This window comes from Microbispora rosea (genome assembly GCF_044460045.1).
Classification (GTDB): domain Bacteria; phylum Actinomycetota; class Actinomycetes; order Streptosporangiales; family Streptosporangiaceae; genus Microbispora; species Microbispora rosea.
Genome location: NZ_JBITJO010000004.1, coordinates 894,038 through 909,953 on the forward strand (window position 1 = coordinate 894,038; position 15,916 = coordinate 909,953).

General features: G+C 71.0%; 15 protein-coding genes. 5 read left to right on the plus strand and 10 right to left on the minus strand.

The window, feature by feature from the left end; translation table 11 throughout:
• Nucleotides 1-181: 181 nt before the first annotated feature.
• The 3 genes from sucD to ACIBK1_RS21370 form a co-directional block, all read right to left on the minus strand.
• A complete protein-coding gene (sucD, locus tag ACIBK1_RS21360; RefSeq protein ID WP_030508430.1) occupies nt 182-1,054 on the minus strand; it encodes a succinate--CoA ligase subunit alpha in 873 nt (290 codons plus the stop codon).
• Entirely contained in the window at nt 1,054-2,235 is a 1,182-nt protein-coding gene (gene sucC, locus ACIBK1_RS21365; RefSeq protein ID WP_030508429.1) for an ADP-forming succinate--CoA ligase subunit beta, read from the minus strand. The genes sucD and sucC overlap by 1 nt, the downstream gene beginning before the upstream one ends.
• A gap of 157 nt (nt 2,236-2,392) precedes the next feature.
• The gene (locus ACIBK1_RS21370) at nt 2,393-2,794 is read right to left on the minus strand and encodes a cobalamin B12-binding domain-containing protein (RefSeq protein ID WP_076433118.1); all 402 of its coding nucleotides are present in this window, start codon (nt 2,792-2,794) and stop codon (nt 2,393-2,395) included.
• 308 nt (nt 2,795-3,102) lie between these two features.
• Here ACIBK1_RS21370 and ACIBK1_RS21375 point away from each other — a divergent pair, with 308 nt between their 5' ends.
• Nucleotides 3,103-3,996 carry a hypothetical protein gene (locus ACIBK1_RS21375; RefSeq protein ID WP_357312617.1) on the plus strand — a complete coding sequence of 298 codons (894 nt, stop codon included), beginning with the start codon at nt 3,103-3,105 and terminating at the stop codon, nt 3,994-3,996.
• 170 nt (nt 3,997-4,166) lie between these two features.
• Here ACIBK1_RS21375 and ACIBK1_RS21380 read toward each other — a convergent pair whose 3' ends face one another.
• Together ACIBK1_RS21380 and pcrA are read right to left on the minus strand one after the other, a co-directional pair.
• Nucleotides 4,167-4,733 carry a copper chaperone PCu(A)C gene (locus tag ACIBK1_RS21380; RefSeq protein ID WP_156080937.1) on the minus strand — a complete coding sequence of 189 codons (567 nt, stop codon included), beginning with the start codon at nt 4,731-4,733 and terminating at the stop codon, nt 4,167-4,169.
• Nucleotides 4,734-5,211: 478 nt separating this feature from the next.
• On the minus strand, nt 5,212-7,527 hold the full coding sequence (gene pcrA, locus ACIBK1_RS21385) for a DNA helicase PcrA (protein WP_076432613.1): 2,316 nt from the start codon (nt 7,525-7,527) through the stop codon (nt 5,212-5,214).
• A 49-nt stretch (nt 7,528-7,576) separates the two neighbouring features.
• Between pcrA and ACIBK1_RS21390 the strand changes: the two genes are divergently transcribed.
• From ACIBK1_RS21390 to ACIBK1_RS21405, 4 genes are all read left to right on the plus strand, one after another.
• Nucleotides 7,577-8,311: a PIG-L deacetylase family protein gene (locus ACIBK1_RS21390; RefSeq protein ID WP_387069579.1), complete on the plus strand. Its 735-nt coding sequence runs from the start codon at nt 7,577-7,579 to the stop codon at nt 8,309-8,311.
• Nucleotides 8,312-8,421: 110 nt separating this feature from the next.
• Nucleotides 8,422-8,910 (plus strand): hypothetical protein, encoded by a 489-nt coding sequence (locus ACIBK1_RS21395; RefSeq protein WP_076432610.1) that lies wholly within the window; start codon nt 8,422-8,424, stop codon nt 8,908-8,910.
• A gap of 9 nt (nt 8,911-8,919) precedes the next feature.
• Nucleotides 8,920-10,080, plus strand: a complete 1,161-nt coding sequence (locus tag ACIBK1_RS21400; protein WP_076432608.1) for a sensor histidine kinase — start codon at nt 8,920-8,922, stop codon at nt 10,078-10,080.
• Nucleotides 10,077-10,916 carry a response regulator gene (locus ACIBK1_RS21405; protein ID WP_387069576.1) on the plus strand — a complete coding sequence of 280 codons (840 nt, stop codon included), beginning with the start codon at nt 10,077-10,079 and terminating at the stop codon, nt 10,914-10,916. Before ACIBK1_RS21400 ends, ACIBK1_RS21405 begins: the two co-directional genes overlap by 4 nt.
• On the opposite strand, the gene ACIBK1_RS21410 is transcribed toward ACIBK1_RS21405, so the two are convergent.
• The 5 genes from ACIBK1_RS21410 to ACIBK1_RS21430 form a co-directional block, all read right to left on the minus strand.
• Nucleotides 10,880-11,740 carry a CPBP family intramembrane glutamic endopeptidase gene (locus tag ACIBK1_RS21410; protein ID WP_387069574.1) on the minus strand — a complete coding sequence of 287 codons (861 nt, stop codon included), beginning with the start codon at nt 11,738-11,740 and terminating at the stop codon, nt 10,880-10,882. The genes ACIBK1_RS21405 and ACIBK1_RS21410 overlap by 37 nt on opposite strands.
• A gap of 52 nt (nt 11,741-11,792) precedes the next feature.
• Nucleotides 11,793-12,482 (minus strand): neutral zinc metallopeptidase, encoded by a 690-nt coding sequence (locus tag ACIBK1_RS21415; protein ID WP_076432603.1) that lies wholly within the window; start codon nt 12,480-12,482, stop codon nt 11,793-11,795.
• Nucleotides 12,483-12,541: 59 nt separating this feature from the next.
• Nucleotides 12,542-14,002: a glutamate--cysteine ligase gene (locus tag ACIBK1_RS21420; RefSeq protein WP_396737152.1), complete on the minus strand. Its 1,461-nt coding sequence runs from the start codon at nt 14,000-14,002 to the stop codon at nt 12,542-12,544.
• Nucleotides 14,003-14,071: 69 nt separating this feature from the next.
• Nucleotides 14,072-14,710 carry a response regulator gene (locus ACIBK1_RS21425; RefSeq protein WP_076432599.1) on the minus strand — a complete coding sequence of 213 codons (639 nt, stop codon included), beginning with the start codon at nt 14,708-14,710 and terminating at the stop codon, nt 14,072-14,074.
• Nucleotides 14,707-15,882, minus strand: a complete 1,176-nt coding sequence (locus ACIBK1_RS21430) for an ATP-binding protein (RefSeq protein ID WP_396737278.1) — start codon at nt 15,880-15,882, stop codon at nt 14,707-14,709. The genes ACIBK1_RS21425 and ACIBK1_RS21430 overlap by 4 nt, the downstream gene beginning before the upstream one ends.
• Nucleotides 15,883-15,916 lie beyond the last annotated feature (34 nt).

Genomic DNA, 15,916 nt, shown 5'->3' on the forward strand with positions numbered 1-15,916 from the left:
GCAGAAAAATCGCGGGCACCGCTGCGACCTGGGCTCATACGCATCGTGACCTTGCACTTCATCGAGAAGTGCAAGGTCACGAACGACGAAACCGCTGGCAGGAGCGCCGATCGCCCGGCGACTGCATGATCACCAACGGTGGTGGCGCAGGCCAAAGGGCCGCCTGCGACAAACTACAAGATCACGCGGACATGATGTCGCGCATCAGGCGGGCGGTCTCGCTGGGCGTGCGGCCCACGCGGACGCCGACCTTCTCCAAGGCCTCCTTCTTGGCCTGGGCGGTGCCGGCGGAGCCGGACACGATCGCGCCGGCGTGGCCCATGGTCTTGCCCTCGGGCGCGGTGAACCCGGCCACGTAGGCGACGACCGGCTTGGTCACGTGCTCGTCGATGTAGGCCGCGGCACGCTCCTCGGCGTCGCCGCCGATCTCGCCGATCATCACGATCGCGTCGGTCTCCGGGTCGTCCTGGAACGCCTGGAGAGCGTCGATGTGCGTCGTCCCGATGACCGGGTCGCCGCCGATGCCGACGCAGGTGGAGAAGCCGATGTCACGCAGCTCGTACATGAGCTGGTAGGTCAGCGTGCCGGACTTCGACACCAGGCCGACGCGGCCCTTGGTGGTGATGTCGGCCGGGATGATGCCCGCGTTGGAGGCGCCGGGCGAGGCGATGCCGGGGCAGTTCGGGCCGATGATGCGGGTCTTGTTGCCCTTGGAGACGGCGTACGCCCAGAACTCCGTGGTGTCGTGGACCGGCACGCCCTCGGTGATGACCACGCACAGCGGGATCTCGGCGTCGATGGCCTCGCGGACGGCGGCCTTGGTGGCTGCCGGGGGCACGAAGACGACGGACACGTCGGCGCCCGTCTGCTCCATGGCCTCCTTGACCGTGCCGAAGACCGGCAGGCCCTCGTGCGTGATGCCGGCCTTGCGGGCGTTCACGCCGCCCACGACCTTGACGCCGGCGGCGAGCATGCGGCGGGTGTGCTTGGTGCCCTCACCACCGGTCATGCCCTGAACGATGATCTTGCTGTTCTCGGTGAGCCAGATAGCCATTACGCACCTACCGCGGCGAGCTCGGCGGCGCGCTTGGCCGCTTCGTCCATGGTGTCGACCAGCTCGACCCGCGGCAGCGCGGCGTCGGCCAGGATCTGCCGCCCCAAGGCGGCGTTGTTGCCGTCCAGGCGGACGACCAGCGGGTGGGTCACTTCCTCGCCCCGGCTCTGCAGGAGCTGGAAGGCCGAGACGATGCCGTTGGCGACCGCGTCACAGGCGGTGATGCCGCCGAAGACGTTCACGAAGACCGACTTCACCGACGGGTCGGACAGGATGATCTCCAGGCCGTTCGCCATGACCTCGGCCGAGGCGCCGCCGCCGATGTCGAGGAAGTTGGCCGGCTTGGGCTGGCCGGGGAACTCCTCACCCGCGTACGCCACCACGTCGAGCGTGGACATGACCAGACCCGCGCCGTTGCCGATGATGCCGACGTTGCCGTCCAGCTTGACGTAGTTGAGGTGCTTCTCCTTGGCCCGGGCCTCCAGCGGGTCCTCCGCGGCCTTGTCGACGTACGCGGCGTGCTCCGCCTGGCGGAAGTTCGCGTTCTCGTCGAGGGTGACCTTGCCGTCGAGCGCCTTCACCTGGCCGTCGGCCGACAGGATCATCGGGTTGACCTCGACGAGCGAGGCGTCCTCGTCGACGAAGACCGCCCAGAGCTTCTCGATCAGCTCGGCGGCGCCGTCCAGCGCCTGCTGCGGCAGGCCGCCCGCCACCGCGATCTCGCGGGCCGTGGCGCGGTCGACGCCCGTCAGCGGGCTGACCGGCACCTTCGCCACCTTCTCCGGCGCGGTGTGCGCGACCTCCTCGATGTCCATGCCGCCGGAGGCGGAGCAGATGGCGAGGAAGGTGCGGTTGGCGCGGTCGAGGAGGAAGGAGAAGTAGTACTCCTCCGCGATCTGGCTGGCCTCCTCGATCAGGACCTTGTGGACCGTGTGGCCCTTGATGTCCATGCCGAGGATCTGCGTCGCCTTCGCGTGCGCGTCGGCGGCGTCGTCGGCCACCTTCACGCCGCCGGCCTTGCCGCGCCCGCCGGTCTTGACCTGGGCCTTGACGACAACGCGTCCGGTGAGCTGCTCGGCAGCCGCCCGCGCCTCCTCCGGTGTGTGCGCGACGATTCCGCGCGGCACCGGGATGCCGTACTCCGCGAAGAGCTCCTTCGCCTGATGTTCGAACAGGTCCACGAGGGTCCGTCCCTTTTGATGTCCGAGGCCGGGCGCCGTCGTCCCGCCCGGCGTTTCCGCGCATGAAGCCTAGTCCCCGTACGAGCGTGACCGCGTCGTCGGGTCCCACCGGAGCCTTGTCAACAACCCTGCAGTACGGCAGGGTTGGGCAAAATGCCTAAACGGTGGCTGGAACCGCCGAACGCACCCATTCCACGATCTCCTGCGTCGTGGAGCCGGGCGTGAAAATCCGGGCGACTCCCATCTTCGCCAGTTCGGGGATGTCCGCCTCCGGAATGATGCCCCCGCCGAACACGACGATGTCCTCGGCGCCCTCTTCCCGCAGGACCTCGAAGAGCCGGGCGAACAGCGTCATGTGGGCGCCGGACAGGATGGACAGCCCGATCGCCGCCGCGTCCTCCTGGATCGCCGTACGGACGATCTGCTCGGGCGTCTGGTGCAGCCCCGTGTAGATGACCTCCATGCCCGCGTCGCGCAGCGCCCGCGCCACCACCTTGACTCCGCGATCGTGCCCGTCGAGCCCCGGCTTCGCGACGACGACCCGAATCCTGCCTGCCATGAAGACCTCCCGCAGATGGTGCTCGCTGCCCGAAGCGTAACCGCCGCCCGGGGCACGGCCCCGGAACGCCCCCATACGTCAGCCGCCCATCGGCCGTTCCCGTCTTCATCTCCTGAGGGGTCATCCGCGTGCGAGTTCGGGGGGAACGCGTCCGGCCTTTTACCGCGGAATGGCAGTCGGCCGCATACCGCATCACAAATTGAAAACTCACAGGAGATGCTGATTTTCGTGACACTCCCGTGATCATGAGTCGCAATGATTTCCGGGCTGCCCTCCTGATCATGAGGGCACCTACGGGAGGAATCACTGTGAAACGAGCATTCTTGGCGCTGGCGTGCGCCGCGACGGCCGCGCTCGTGGCGCCCGCCGTCGCCGCCCCCGCGCAGGCTCAGACCTCTACTCGGGCCCAGGCCCCCGCCGCCGACCCCGTGGCGGCACTGCGCAAGCAGTTCGTCGCCGGCCACGGCGTACGGTTCGTCTCCACTGGCACGCTGAGCCTGGCAGGCGTCACGGCCATCAAATACACCTCGAACGGCGGCTACGCCTTCGGCCGGTCCGGCGTCGTCGCCTCGGACAGCACCCAGAAGTCCAAATACAGCGAGCTGCTGAAGGACGAGGACGACGACCTGAAGGACGCGGAGAAGCCTCTCCGCATGATCGTCATCGGCTCGACCGGCTACTTCTCGGGCGGGGTCTACACGAGCCTGCTCCCCGAGGGCAAGACCTGGCTGCGGCTCCCCGGGCTGCGGCCGAACTCCTCGGCGAGCCCGCTGAACCCCCTCGACTGGCACAACCTCAAGGCGGTCCTCGCCACCACCAAGGCCAAGGGCCCCGGCGGCAGAGTCAACGGCGCGAAGACCACGCTCTATCGCGGCACCATCACGCTGGGCCAGCTCATGAAGGCCAACCCGGGCGCCAAGGACAGCCTGGCCGCCATTGGGTCCAACCCCGCCAAGAACGTGGTGTCCTGGAAGCTGTGGATCGGCTCCGACCAGCTCGTCCGCCGCGCCTCGGCCAGCGTCGACCTGAAGCTGAAGTCCGAGGGCGAGTCCTTCACCTTCAACCTGTCCACCGACAGCACGTTCGCCGGCTGGGGCAGGAAGGTCACGGTCAAGGCGCCGCCGAAGAGCAAGGTCGCCAAGCTGTCCGACCTCGACGGCGACGTGCCGGAGACGTCGGGCACCGTAATCCTGCCCAACTGAACCGGGCGAGGCCGATCAGGCACTGAACCGTGCGGCCGAGCCCCTCGCACGGCGTGGCACAGCGGCGGCCGGCTCCTGGGTGATCATCGCCCGGGGACCGGCCGCTCCGTTCGTTCCGGCCGGGCGCGCGCCGCCCGTACGCCCGCCCGGCCACCCGACCGGCCGCCGCACTAACTGCGGGCGGGCGTGGGCGATCCGGCCCCTCGTGACAGCGGGAGCACGGGGATGCGCAGGGTGATCGTGCCCGCGGTGGGGAAGCGGAACGTGACGTCGATGGGAGTGGCGCCGAGCGGGCGGTGGATGCCGACGAGCTCCAGGTGCGGGCGGTCGTGGCCTTGCTGGAGGGAGACGGCCCCGTGAGGGGGGATCGTCACGTTGACGGCCTGCTGCGGAGAGGACGGCCCTTGCCGGTAGACGACCCGCTCGGCGTGGACGGTGCTGACGCCGTCGAGCGTCTGCGGTCTGTCGCTGTTGTTGACCAGGGTCAGGTACAGCCCCAGGTCGTCGCCGGCCTTCTGCTCGTTCATGGGCGGGGCGAGGATATGGACGTGCAGCAGCCGCACCTGGCCGACCTGCCCGTCGACCAGACCGCTCCTGCTCCAGGTGGCGTGGGGCCTGGCCCGCTGCTGCGGGGAGTCGCAGGCCTGTAGCGCCAACGCCAGGCAGGTCGCGAGCAGGATGCACAGCGCCGCTACTCGCCGGTGATCCGTACGACGACGGTGAGATGACGTGTTCATGCGGCGCTCCCTGGTCAGGCAGCCGAGAATGCGGCGCTGCGGGTCGTCCACCTGGCATGCGGTCCGATGACGTGAAATAAGCCGAATGCAATCGCCGGCTGCGTCGCCCACGGTGATCCCGCCGAGTTGGCCGCTGATCGCCCCCGCTTCGCGGGTCTTGCCCGGGCCCGGAAAAGCCTCCACGCGCTCCGAGAATGCCCCGTCACGATCACACGGCGACGAAGCGGCGTTCGTACGTGGCCATGGCGCATGCGCGCCAGGCCTCCCCGCGCGCGAGTGACACCGCCCACCCCGCGCGCGTGTGACATCGCTCCACGCCAGTATGCGACCGGTCCCGCGGCGGTCGCAAGACAACGGAAACGCCCGTGACCTGGGCTCTTACCTGCTCTCCAACGCGCGGGCTGCGGCCTGGCCGCGTTTCCCGCCACCTCCGCCCCCCGGGGCATGGCACCGGGGGGCGGGGCTCAGAGCTCGTCGATCAGAGCTTGTCGATGGGGGCGTAGGCGAGCAGCAGGGTCTTCTCGCCCTCGCTGCCGAAGTCGATCTTCACGCGCGTCTTCTCGGCCTGACCGTCCACCGCCACCACGGTGCCGAGCCCGAACGTGTCGTGGGTGACCCGGTCGCCCGGCGACAGGTTCGGGATCTGCCGGCCGCCGGTCTTCTGCGCGGGAGCCGTACGGGCGGCCGGGCGCGAGGTCGCGGCGGACCAGGCGGTCTTGCCCGGATCGCCGCGCCACTCGATCAGGTCGCCCGGCACCTCGGACAGGAAGCGCGAGGCGGGGTTGAACGACGGCGCGCCCCACGCCGAGCGGACCGCCGACCTGGACAGGTAGAGCCGTTCCATCGCCCGGGTGATGCCGACGTACGCCAGCCTGCGCTCCTCCTCCAGCTCCTTCGGGTCGCTCAGCGAGCGCATGTGCGGGAAGACGCCGTCCTCCATGCCGGTGAGGAACACCACGGGGAACTCCAGGCCCTTCGCGGTGTGCAGGGTCATCAGCGTGACCACCCCGCCGTGGTCGCCCCCGTCCGGGGCGCGCTCCCCCGGGGGGACGACCCCGCCAGACCCTCCCGGGATCTGGTCGGCGTCGGCGACCAGCGAGACCTGCTCGAGGAAGTCGACGAGCGTGCCCTCCGGATTGGCCTCCTCGAACTCGGCGGCCACCGCGATCAGCTCGTTGAGGTTCTCCAGCCGGCTCTCGTCCTGCGGGTCGCCCGAGGTCTCCAGCTCCGTCCGGTAGCCGGTGACGCTCAGCACCTCCTCCGCCAGGTCCGGCAGTGGAAGCTCCTTGGCGCGCAGCTCGTCGAGCATCGCGACGAAGTCGCGGATCGCGTTCAGCGAGCGGGTGGCCACCCCCGGCGCCTCGTCGGCCCGGCGCAGCGCGTCCCAGAAGGCGATGCGCTCCCGGTTGGCGAACGCCTCGACCATCGCCTCGGCACGATCGCCGATGCCGCGCTTGGGCACGTTGAGGATGCGCCGCAGCGACACCGTGTCGTTGGGGTTGGCCAGGACCCGCAGGTAGGCGAGCAGGTCCTTGACCTCCTTGCGCTCGTAGAACCGCACCCCGCCCACGACCTTGTACGGCAGGCCGGTGCGGATGAAGATCTCCTCGAACACGCGGGAGGCGGCGTTCGTGCGGTAGAAGATCGCCACGTCGCCGGGGGTGACGCCGTGGTCGTCGCTGAGCCGGTCGACCTCCTGCGCGACGAACATGGCCTCGTCGTGCTCGTTGTCGGCCGCATAACCGATGATCTTCGGACCCGCCCCCTGGTCGGACCACAGGTTCTTGGGCTTGCGGCCCTCGTTGCGGGAGATGACCGAGTTGGCGGCGTTCAGGATCGTCTGGGTGGAGCGGTAGTTCTGCTCCAGCAGGATCGTCCGCGCGTCCGGATAGTCGCGCTCGAACTCCAGGATGTTGCGGATCGTCGCGCCACGGAAGGCGTAGATCGACTGGTCGGCGTCGCCGACGACCACCAGCTCGGAGGGCTCGACGCCCTCCCGCACCACGTCGCCGTCGGCGGTGCGCACCTCGGGCCGCCCGACCAGCTCGCGGATCAGCGTGTACTGCGCGTGGTTGGTGTCCTGATACTCGTCGACCATCACGTGCCGGAACCGCCGCCGGTAGTGCTCGGCCACGTCCGGGAAGAGCTGGAGCAGCGTGACCGTCAGCATGATCAGGTCGTCGAAGTCCATCGCGCCGGCCTCGGTGAGCCGCCGCTGGTAGGTGCGGTACGCCTCGGCGAGGGTCCGCTCCAGATGGGTCGAGGCCCGGTCGGCCGCCGTCTCGTAGTCGATCAGCTCGTTCTTGAAGTTGCTGACCTGGGCCGAGAAGGACCGCGGCGGGTAGCGCTTGGGGTCGAGGTCGAGCTCGCGGCACACCATCGCCATGAGCCGCTGCGAGTCGGCCTGGTCGTAGATCGAGAAGCTGGAGGAGAAGCCCAGCCGCTTCGCCTCGCGCCGCAGGATCCGCACGCAGGCGCTGTGGAACGTCATGACCCACATGGCCCTCGACCGCGGCCCGATGAGCTTGTCGACCCGCTCCTTCATCTCGCGGGCTGCCTTGTTGGTGAAGGTGATCGCGAGGATCTCCCCCGGCTGGACGCCGCGCTCCGCCAGCAGGTAGGCGATGCGGTGCGTCAGCACCCTGGTCTTTCCGGAGCCGGCCCCGGCGACGATCAGCAGCGGGCTGCCCTGGTGGGTGACGGCGTCCCGCTGCTGCGGGTTGAGGCCGTCGAGCAACGGATGAGTGGCGGCTCGGGTGGACACTCTCCTTAGGTTATGGCCGCGCACCGACATCCGGAGCCCACTCGCCCGGCAAGTCACGTTTAAGGTGATGTGCCGGACCATGAGGAGGCTGCTCGTGCTGGACGAGGCGGATATCAAGAAGGTGCTGGTGGTCGTCGCACACCCCGACGACATCGACTTCGGCGCGGCGGGCACGGTCGCCCGGCTGACCGAGGCGGGAGCCGAGGTGACGTACTGCCTGGTCACGGACGGCGACGCGGGCGGGTTCGACCGTGCGGTGGACAACGGCGGCATGGCCGCGCTGCGCCGGGCCGAGCAGACGGCCGCCGCCAAGTGCGTGGGCGTGAGCGACCTGCGCTTCCTCGGCTACCAGGACGGCGCGGTCGAGCAGACGCTCGGCCTGCGGCGGGACATCGCCCGGGTGATCCGCCAGGTGCAGCCGGACCTGGTCATCACCTCGACCCCTGAGCGCAACTACACGCGGATCAGCCCGAGCCACCCCGACCACCGCGCGGTCGGCGGCGCCACCCTCGACGCCGTCTACCCCGACGCCCGCAATCCCTACGCCTTCCCCGAACTGCTCGCCGACGAGGGCCTGGAGGCCTGGACCGTCCGCGAGGTGTGGCTCACCGGCGGCATGACCCCCGACCACTACGTCGACGTCACCTCCACCGTGGACCGCAAGATCGCCGCGCTGCGCGCGCACGAGAGCCAGACCTCGCACATCCCCGATCTGGACGGCATGATCAGGGGCATGCTCTCCGGTCACGCCGCCGCCGCGGGCCTCCCCGAGGGCTCGTACGCGGAGGCGTTCCAGCTCGTGATCACCGCCTGAGCCGGGCGGACCGGGTCCTCCACCCCCGGGTGGAGATCGCCTGATCTCCACCCCGGTTTTCCACCCTCGCGCCGATCCGGTGCGCGCCCGATATTCCTACCGTCGAGCGCATGGAAACCACACAGATCGTCGCCCTCGCCCTCGTCGTCGTCGCCTTCGTGATCTACCGGCAGATGAGGCCGAGGCCCGTCGCCAGGCCTGTGGCGTTGATCATCGCCGCCGTGATGGTCCTGGCCGGTCTCAGCGGCGGCGGGCTCGTCGACGCCGGCCACGCGTCGCTGAGCATCGCGGTGCTCGTCGCGGAACTCCTCGTGGCCGCCGGTCTCGGCGTGCTGCGGGCCATGACGACGCGCGTGTGGCGTGACCAGCACGGCGTGGCGTGGTCGCAGGGCGGCGTCCCGACCCTCATCGCCTGGGTGGGCTCCATCGCGGTCCGGGTCGCGATGATGGCCCTGACCTCCTTCCTCGGCCTCGCCTCGTCGCAGAGCTCCGTGCTCCTGTTCGTCGGGGTGACCCTCGGTGTGCAGTTCCTCGTCGTCGCCCGGCGGGCGAACGCCCTGCCCATCGGCCCCGCATCGGGCATCCAGACGGCCCGCTAACGTCGGGATGTGCCCAGTCGTGACGGACATGTCCAGGCCGGCCCGGAGTCCAGCCGCAGGAACGCGATCGCCGGCGCGTTTCTGCGGCTGGCTGTGATCGCCCTGCTGGTCGGCGGGCAGGCGACCGGCCCGCCGGGGTTCGGCCTGACCGGCGACCGGCTCGCCATCACCGCGCTGACCGCCGCGATCGCCGTGACGCTGTCCCTCATGGTCGTCATCCGGCTGCGGCCGATCCTGCCGGGACGCTGGAACGACGGGCCGGCGGAGGCCGTCCTCGTCGGGCTCACCATCGTGGCGGCCATCGCCCTCGACATGGTCTCGGACAGCGGCCCGGCCGTCGCCGTGCTCATGTTCGCCGTCGGGGCCGCCGCCGTACGGCATCCGCTGAGATGGTCGCTGCCGCTCCTGCTGCTGGCGCTCGCGGGTCTGGGATCGAGCGTCGCGGGACTGCTGCCGCCGCCGTTGACCCCCGAAGCGCAGCAGCGCGACCTCAGCCTGTGCGTCTCGATCTGCGTGGTCTTCGCGGTCGCCTTCGCCATCAGGCAGCGCAGGGCCGCCACCGCCGCCCAGGCGGGCGAGGCCGTGCTGGCCGAGCGCGCCCGGATCGCCAGGGAGATCCACGACATCCTCGCGCACTCCCTGTCGGCGCAGATCGTGCATCTGGAGGGCGCCCGGCTGCTGCTGCGCGCCGACCGGTCCCAGGAGGCCCTCGACCGGGTCGAACGCGCCCGTGAGCTGGCCAAGCAGGGCCTCGACGAGGCGCGCAGGGCCGTCGCCGCGCTCCGCGACGACGCCCAGCCGCTGCCCGCCGCGCTGGACGCGCTCGCCGGGGAGTTCCGCGACGCGACCGGCAGGGAGTGCGCCGTCGTCGTCTCCGGTCACGAACGCCGGCTGCCGCCCGAGACCGAGCTGGCGATGATCCGCACCGCCCAGGAGGCCGTCACCAACGTGCGGCGGCACGCTCCGGGCTCCCCCGCCACCGTACGGCTGAGCTTCGGCGACCGGACGTGCGAGCTGGAGGTCGTCAACCCCCCGAGTGACGCGCCGGGGACGCCAGGAGGAGGATACGGACTCGTGGGCATGCGCGAACGCGCCGAACTCCTGGGCGGCACCCTGGAGGCCGGCGAGACCGAGGACGGTTTCCTGGTCCGGCTGCGGGTGCCGGCATGACCGCCCGCGTGCTCGTGGTGGACGACCAGGCCGTGGTGCGCGACGGGCTCGTCCTGCTGCTCGGCCTGCTGCCGGGCATCGAGGTGGTGGGGTCGGCGTCCGACGGCGAGACCGCGCTCCGCCTGGTCGCGGACGAACGGCCCGATGTGGTGCTGATGGACCTGCGCATGCCCCGCATGGACGGGGTCGAGGCGACCCGGCGGATCCGCGCCGGATTCCCGGACACCCAGGTCGTCGTGCTCACGACCTACACCGACGACGAGTCGGTCTTCGCCGCGCTGCGCGCCGGCGCGCGCGGCTTCCTCACCAAGAGCGCCGACGCCGAGGAGATCGCCCGCGCCGTGACCACGGTGATGAACGGCGACGCGCAGCTCGACCCCGGCGTGCAGCGCCGCCTTCTGAACACCGTCACCGGCACGGGCGGCGGCGTCGGCACCGCGCCGCCCGCCGAGACGCCCGCCCCGGCCGCCGCGCCGGCTCACCGGTCACGGTTCTCATCGCGCCACGCCCGCGAGGCACGGCGAGCGGGCCGGACGCCCGGGGCCGGGACGCAGCCAGACGCCGGAACAGCGGGAAGCACCGGAAGAGCAGGAAGCACCGGGACTGCGGGAAGCGCCGGCATACCGCCCGACGGGCTGACTCCGCGCGAGGCGGAGGTCCTGCGGCTCATCGCGCGCGGCCTGTCGAACGCCGAGATCGCCGCCGCCCTGTTCATCGGCGAGGCCACGGTCAAGACGCACATCAACAACCTCTTCGCGAAGGTCCGGGTGCGCGACCGCGCCCAGGCGGTCGCGTACGCCTACCGGACCGGCCTGGCCGACCCCCGCGAGGGCTGATCCAGGCGGCGGCCCACACGGGCGGCGGCGTAGCCGAGGGAGTTGGTCGCCAGGTGGAGCAGCGCGGGCGCGAGCAGCCCGGCGCGGTGACGCAGGGCGTGGAACGCGAGCCCGGCGACCGCGGTGGACGCCACCGTCCCCGCCACCAGCCGTCCCGTCTCCGCCGGCCGTCCAGCCTCGGGCCGTCCGTCCTGCACTGGCCCTCCTGTCTGCACGCCGCGTCCGGCCTGCGCGCGTCCTGCCTGTACGGGCCGTCCCGGCTCGACCGGGTCGCCTGCCTCGGCCGGGGTCTCCCCCGCGGTCAGCCGGCCGAGGGCGGGGTTGGCCCCGGCCATGTCCATGGCGGGCAACACGTGCCACAGCCCGAACAGCGCGGCCGAGGCGGCGACGGCCGCACGCGGCGGGAGCGAGCGGCCGAGCAGGGCGGGCAGCACGCCGCGGAAGCCCACCTCCTCCAGCAGCACGGTCCCGAAGGGCACCTGGACCAGGGCCTCCTCCAGCACCCGGCGGCGCGACAGCGCGAGCGCGCGCTCGTCGTGGAAGAGCACGCGGGTGCGAGGATGGGCGACGCCCGCCGCGTAGACGGCCGCGACGCCGGCCGCGAGCGCGCCTCCGGTCAGGGCCCCGGCGCGGGCGCGACGGAAGCCCAGCTCCCGCCAGGTGATCCCCTCCCTGCGGGCGACCAGCACCAGAGCGCCGGTCGCAACCGCCGAGGTCACAGGCGCCCACCGCCGCGCGACCCGGTTGTTGAGCACGTTCGCGGCCATGAGCACGCCGAGAGTGCCGCCCAGCGCCCCCGCCCGCCTCGTCCGGTTCGTCGTCACGCCGGCCATGTTCCCATCGCCGGGACGTGCGAGGCCCCCGCCGAGCACCGCCTCAGCAGGTTCCCACCCCCTCGGTGTAACCGTGGGCGAAATGCCCCTGGCGCTGCTGTGGAGTGCCGTGGGCGTCCGGAGCCCACCAGACGTCGGTGGGGTCGCCCGCCGCCTGGAGGTTCGTGAGCAGTTCCTCCTCGTCCCCCTGCTCCGCGTTCAGCGCGCCCACCCGGATGAGACCGCTCAGCGCGGCGCCCGCGTAGCAGTCGGCCTGGAGCTCCCGCTGCACGTTGAAGCCGAAGTCCTCGACGAGCTGGGCCTGCACGGCGTGGCCCAGCTCGTGCGGGATCACGACGTAGACCGCCCCATCGCCCATCTGGTCGTACATCGCCTTTAGCCAGACCGCGTCGTAGGCGATGAAATGGCCGTACGGGCAATAAAAGGCGTTTTCCGGCACCGCCGCCTGTCCGCCGCAGTCGGGACCGTCGGCGCCCCGATAGGCCACGAATCGGGTGATCGGGCGATAGGCCCCGCCGCTCTCCTGGAAGCGTTGCGACCAGAACCATTCGGTGAGGCACCGGGCGAGTTTGACGTCGCCGGGGAAGTCGTCGCCGGTGCCCTCGCACGGCGTTCCCCGGGACGCCGCGTCCCCCGGCTGTGCCCGGTCGGGCGGGGAGCCGGTGAGCGTGCCGCAGGAGGCGACGAGGACCGCCGCCAAGAGCAGAAGCACGGCGAGTGTTCGGCGAGTCATTTCCATATGAATACCCATTTAGGCGGCAACAATTTGCACTGCTGCCGAAATGGGGGAATTCACATGCCCCAGGTGTGAACGGGCTCGTTGGTGTGCATGTGCTCCAGATAGCGCAGGGTCATGCGGCGCAGCGCCTCATGGTCGCCGCCGAACGCGCGGGCCGTCCTGACCTGCCAATCCGCCCCCGTACGGCCGGTCACGCAGCGCCGCTCGATGATGCCGAGCAGGCGGTCGCGCTGGACCGGGTCGACCTCCCACAGGTCGAGCCCGTGGTAGGCCATGGGCAGCAGCCTGCGCAGGATCAGCTCGGAGGCGGGCACCTCCCCCAGGCCCGGCCAGTAGAGGCGGGCGTCGAGGCCGTACCGCGCGGCGTTGCGGAGGTTGTCCTCGGCGGCGGCGAAGGACATGCGCGTCCACACGGGCCGCTCGGCCGCCGGGAGCACCCGCATCAGCCCGTAGTAGAACGCGGCGTTGGCGGCGATGTCGGCCACCGTCGGCCCGGCGGGCAGCACGCGGTTCTCCACGCGCAGGTGGGGGACCCCGTCGGACACGTCGTAGACGGGCCGGTTCCATCGATAAACGGTGCCGTTGTGCAGACGCAGCTCGTGGAGCTCGGGCACCCCGCCCTCGTTGAGCACCCGCCTCGGGTCCTCCTCGTCGCACAGGGGAAGCAGCGCGGGGAAGTAGCGGACGTTCTCCTCGAACAGGTCGAAGACCGACGTGATCCACCGCTCGCCGAACCAGACGCGCGGCCGCACGCCCTGCGTCTTCAGCTCCTCGGGCCGGGTGTCGGTGGCCTGCTCGAACAGGCTGATCCTGGTCTCGCGCCACAGCTCCTTGCCGAACAGGAACGGCGAGTTGGCCGCGACCGCGACCTGCGGACCGGCGATGACCTGGGCCGCGTTCCAGTGGTCGGCGAACGTCTCCGGGCTGACCTGCAGGTGGAGCTGCACGCTCGTGCACGCCGCCTCGGGGGTGATGCTGTCGGCGTAGGTGTCGAGCCGGTCCACCCCCTCGATCACGAGGTGCAGGTCCTCGCCCCTGGCGGCGAAGATCTGCTCGTTCAGCAGCTTGTAGCGGGGGTTGGCCGACAGCGTCCCCTCGTGGACGTCGCTCTCGCGCAGCGTCGGCAGGATTCCGACCAGCATGAGCTGCCCGCCGACGCGCGCCGCCCGCTCCTGCGCCCGGTTGAGGCGCAGCCGTATGGACTCCTCCAGCAGGCGGCCGCCCTCGCCGGACAGCACCTGGGGCGGGATGTTGATCTCGACGTTGAACTGGCCCAGCTCCGTCGCCCAGTCGGGCTCCGCGATGGCGGCCAGCACCTCGGCGTTCTTCATCGCCGGCTCGCCCCGGGAGTCGACGAGGTTCAGCTCGATCTCCAGGCCCGTCTGGGGCCGGTCGAACCCGAACCGCGACTCCCGCAGCATCTCGGCCAGGACGTCCAGCGACAGTTTCACCTTGTCCCGGTAGCGACGGCGGTCCTCCCGGCTGAAGGAGACGGAGGGTACGTCACGGCCCATTCACCGAGCGTCGCATGCCGAGGGGCGATCGCACCAGACGGATCCGCCCAGACGGATGCGCAGACGGGGTCAGACCAGCCGTCTGGCGGTGGCCCAGCGCGACAGCTCGTGCCGGTTGGACAGCTGCAGCTTGCGCAGCACGCTCGACACGTGCGTCTCGACGGTCTTCACCGAGATGAACAGCTCCTTGGCGATCTCCTTGTAGGCGTAGCCCCGGGCGATCAGCCGCAGCACCTCGCGCTCCCGCTGGGTGAGCGAGTCGAGCTCCGGGTCGATGGGCGGGGCCTCCGTCGAGGCGAACGCGTCGAGGACGAACCCGGCCAGCCGCGGGGAGAAGACCGCGTCGCCCTCGGACACCCGGATGATCGCGTCGGTCAGCTCCGCGCCGCTGATCGTCTTGGTCACGTAGCCGCGGGCGCCGCCCCGGATGACCCCGATCACGTCCTCGGCCGCGTCCGACACCGACAGCGCGAGGAAGCGCACCTGGGAGCCGGAGCCGAGCACGCGCCGCAGCACCTCCTGGCCGCCGCCGCCCGGCATGTGCACGTCGAGCAGCACCACGTCGGGCTGCAGCTCGCCGATCGCCGTCACCGCCGACTCCACGTCCTCGGCCTCGCCGATCACCTGGATCGACGGTCCGAGCTCGGCCCGTACGCCGGACCGGAACAGCCGGTGGTCGTCGACGATCAGCACGCGTACGGTCTTCATTGCTCCCTCTTCATGGTCAGCATGACCTCGGTTCCGTCGCCCGGCTCGGTCCTGACCCGGGCGCTTCCCCCGTTGCGCTCCATCCTGCCGATGATCGACTGGCGGATGCCCATCCGGTCACCGGGGACGTCGTCGAGCACGAAGCCCTTGCCCCGGTCCCGGACGAACACCGTCACCTCGTCGGGCTCGACCTCGGCATAGACGGAGACGACCGGAGCCCCACTGTATTTGCACGCGTTGACCATCGCCTGCCGGGCGGCGTGCAGCAGGGCCACCAGGCCCTCGTTCAGCTCGCAGTCGCCCACGCAGACCACCTCGATCTGCACCCCGTGGGCGTCCTCCTCCTCGGCCGCGACCCGCCGTACGGCCGCCGCGAGGCTGGCGTCGGCGTCCTGCTTGGGCTGGTAGAGCCAGTTGCGCAGCTCCCGCTCCTGCGACCGGGCGAGCCGGGCGACCTCCCGCGCGTCGTGGGCGTTGCGCTGGATCAGGGTCAGCGTGTGCAGCACCGAGTCGTGGACGTGAGCGGCCACCTCGGCCCGCTCCTCCTGCCTGATGCGCTCGGTGCGCTCCCGCTGCAGCTCCTTCACGAGCGTGGCCAGCCAGGGCGCGGCGATCATCAGCATGCCGCCGACGACGACCGCGGTGAACACGAGCCCGGTCCTCGCCTTGGCCAGCTCGCCGCTCGCGGCCAGGAAGCCGATCGCGCCCACGACGACGAGCAGCGCCCCTATGCCGGTGCGCACCCAGGTCGTGCTGACCTGCTTGACCGCGCCCGACATCCACCGTTGCCGCCGTCCCGGGTCGGCCTGCTGCCACAGGATCAGCGCGCCGATGCCGCCGACCGCGATCGGCCACGTGCCGAACCCTCCGCTGGAGGCGCCCGTCATCCACGCGAAGCCCGCCAGCACCAGCCACAGCACGCCGTACGAGGCGAGCTGGCCCCACTCACGGGCCGGCTCGCGGCCCTTCACCTCCTCCTTGGGGGTGAACATCCACAGTGCGGCGTACGCCACGACACCCAGTCCGTCGACGACGGTGAGCAGCACGAACGCGAGGCGCAGCACGACGGGGTCGAGCCGCAGCTGGGCGGCGGCACCCTGGGCGACGCCCGCGACCACCCGGCCCGTGGCGGGCCGGACCATCCGGGGATACGCCGCGGGGGCGTTAGGCATCTCAGACATCTCGGAAAGCATCGTCACACGTCGC

Coding starts and splice junctions, on each gene's coding strand:
- sucD (WP_030508430.1), bottom strand. CDS start 1,054: ATGGCTATCTGGCTCACCGAGAACAGCAAGATCATCGTTCAGGGCATG.
- ACIBK1_RS21370 (WP_076433118.1), bottom strand. CDS start 2,794: ATGGCAGGCAGGATTCGGGTCGTCGTCGCGAAGCCGGGGCTCGACGGG.
- ACIBK1_RS21380 (WP_156080937.1), bottom strand. CDS start 4,733: ATGAACACGTCATCTCACCGTCGTCGTACGGATCACCGGCGAGTAGCG.
- pcrA (WP_076432613.1), bottom strand. CDS start 7,527: ATGTCGGTGCGCGGCCATAACCTAAGGAGAGTGTCCACCCGAGCCGCC.
- ACIBK1_RS21390 (WP_387069579.1), top strand. CDS start 7,577: ATGAGGAGGCTGCTCGTGCTGGACGAGGCGGATATCAAGAAGGTGCTG.
- ACIBK1_RS21395 (WP_076432610.1), top strand. CDS start 8,422: ATGGAAACCACACAGATCGTCGCCCTCGCCCTCGTCGTCGTCGCCTTC.
- ACIBK1_RS21405 (WP_387069576.1), top strand. CDS start 10,077: ATGACCGCCCGCGTGCTCGTGGTGGACGACCAGGCCGTGGTGCGCGAC.
- ACIBK1_RS21415 (WP_076432603.1), bottom strand. CDS start 12,482: ATGACTCGCCGAACACTCGCCGTGCTTCTGCTCTTGGCGGCGGTCCTC.
- ACIBK1_RS21420 (WP_396737152.1), bottom strand. CDS start 14,002: ATGGGCCGTGACGTACCCTCCGTCTCCTTCAGCCGGGAGGACCGCCGT.
- ACIBK1_RS21425 (WP_076432599.1), bottom strand. CDS start 14,710: ATGAAGACCGTACGCGTGCTGATCGTCGACGACCACCGGCTGTTCCGG.
- ACIBK1_RS21430 (WP_396737278.1), bottom strand. CDS start 15,882: ATGCCTAACGCCCCCGCGGCGTATCCCCGGATGGTCCGGCCCGCCACG.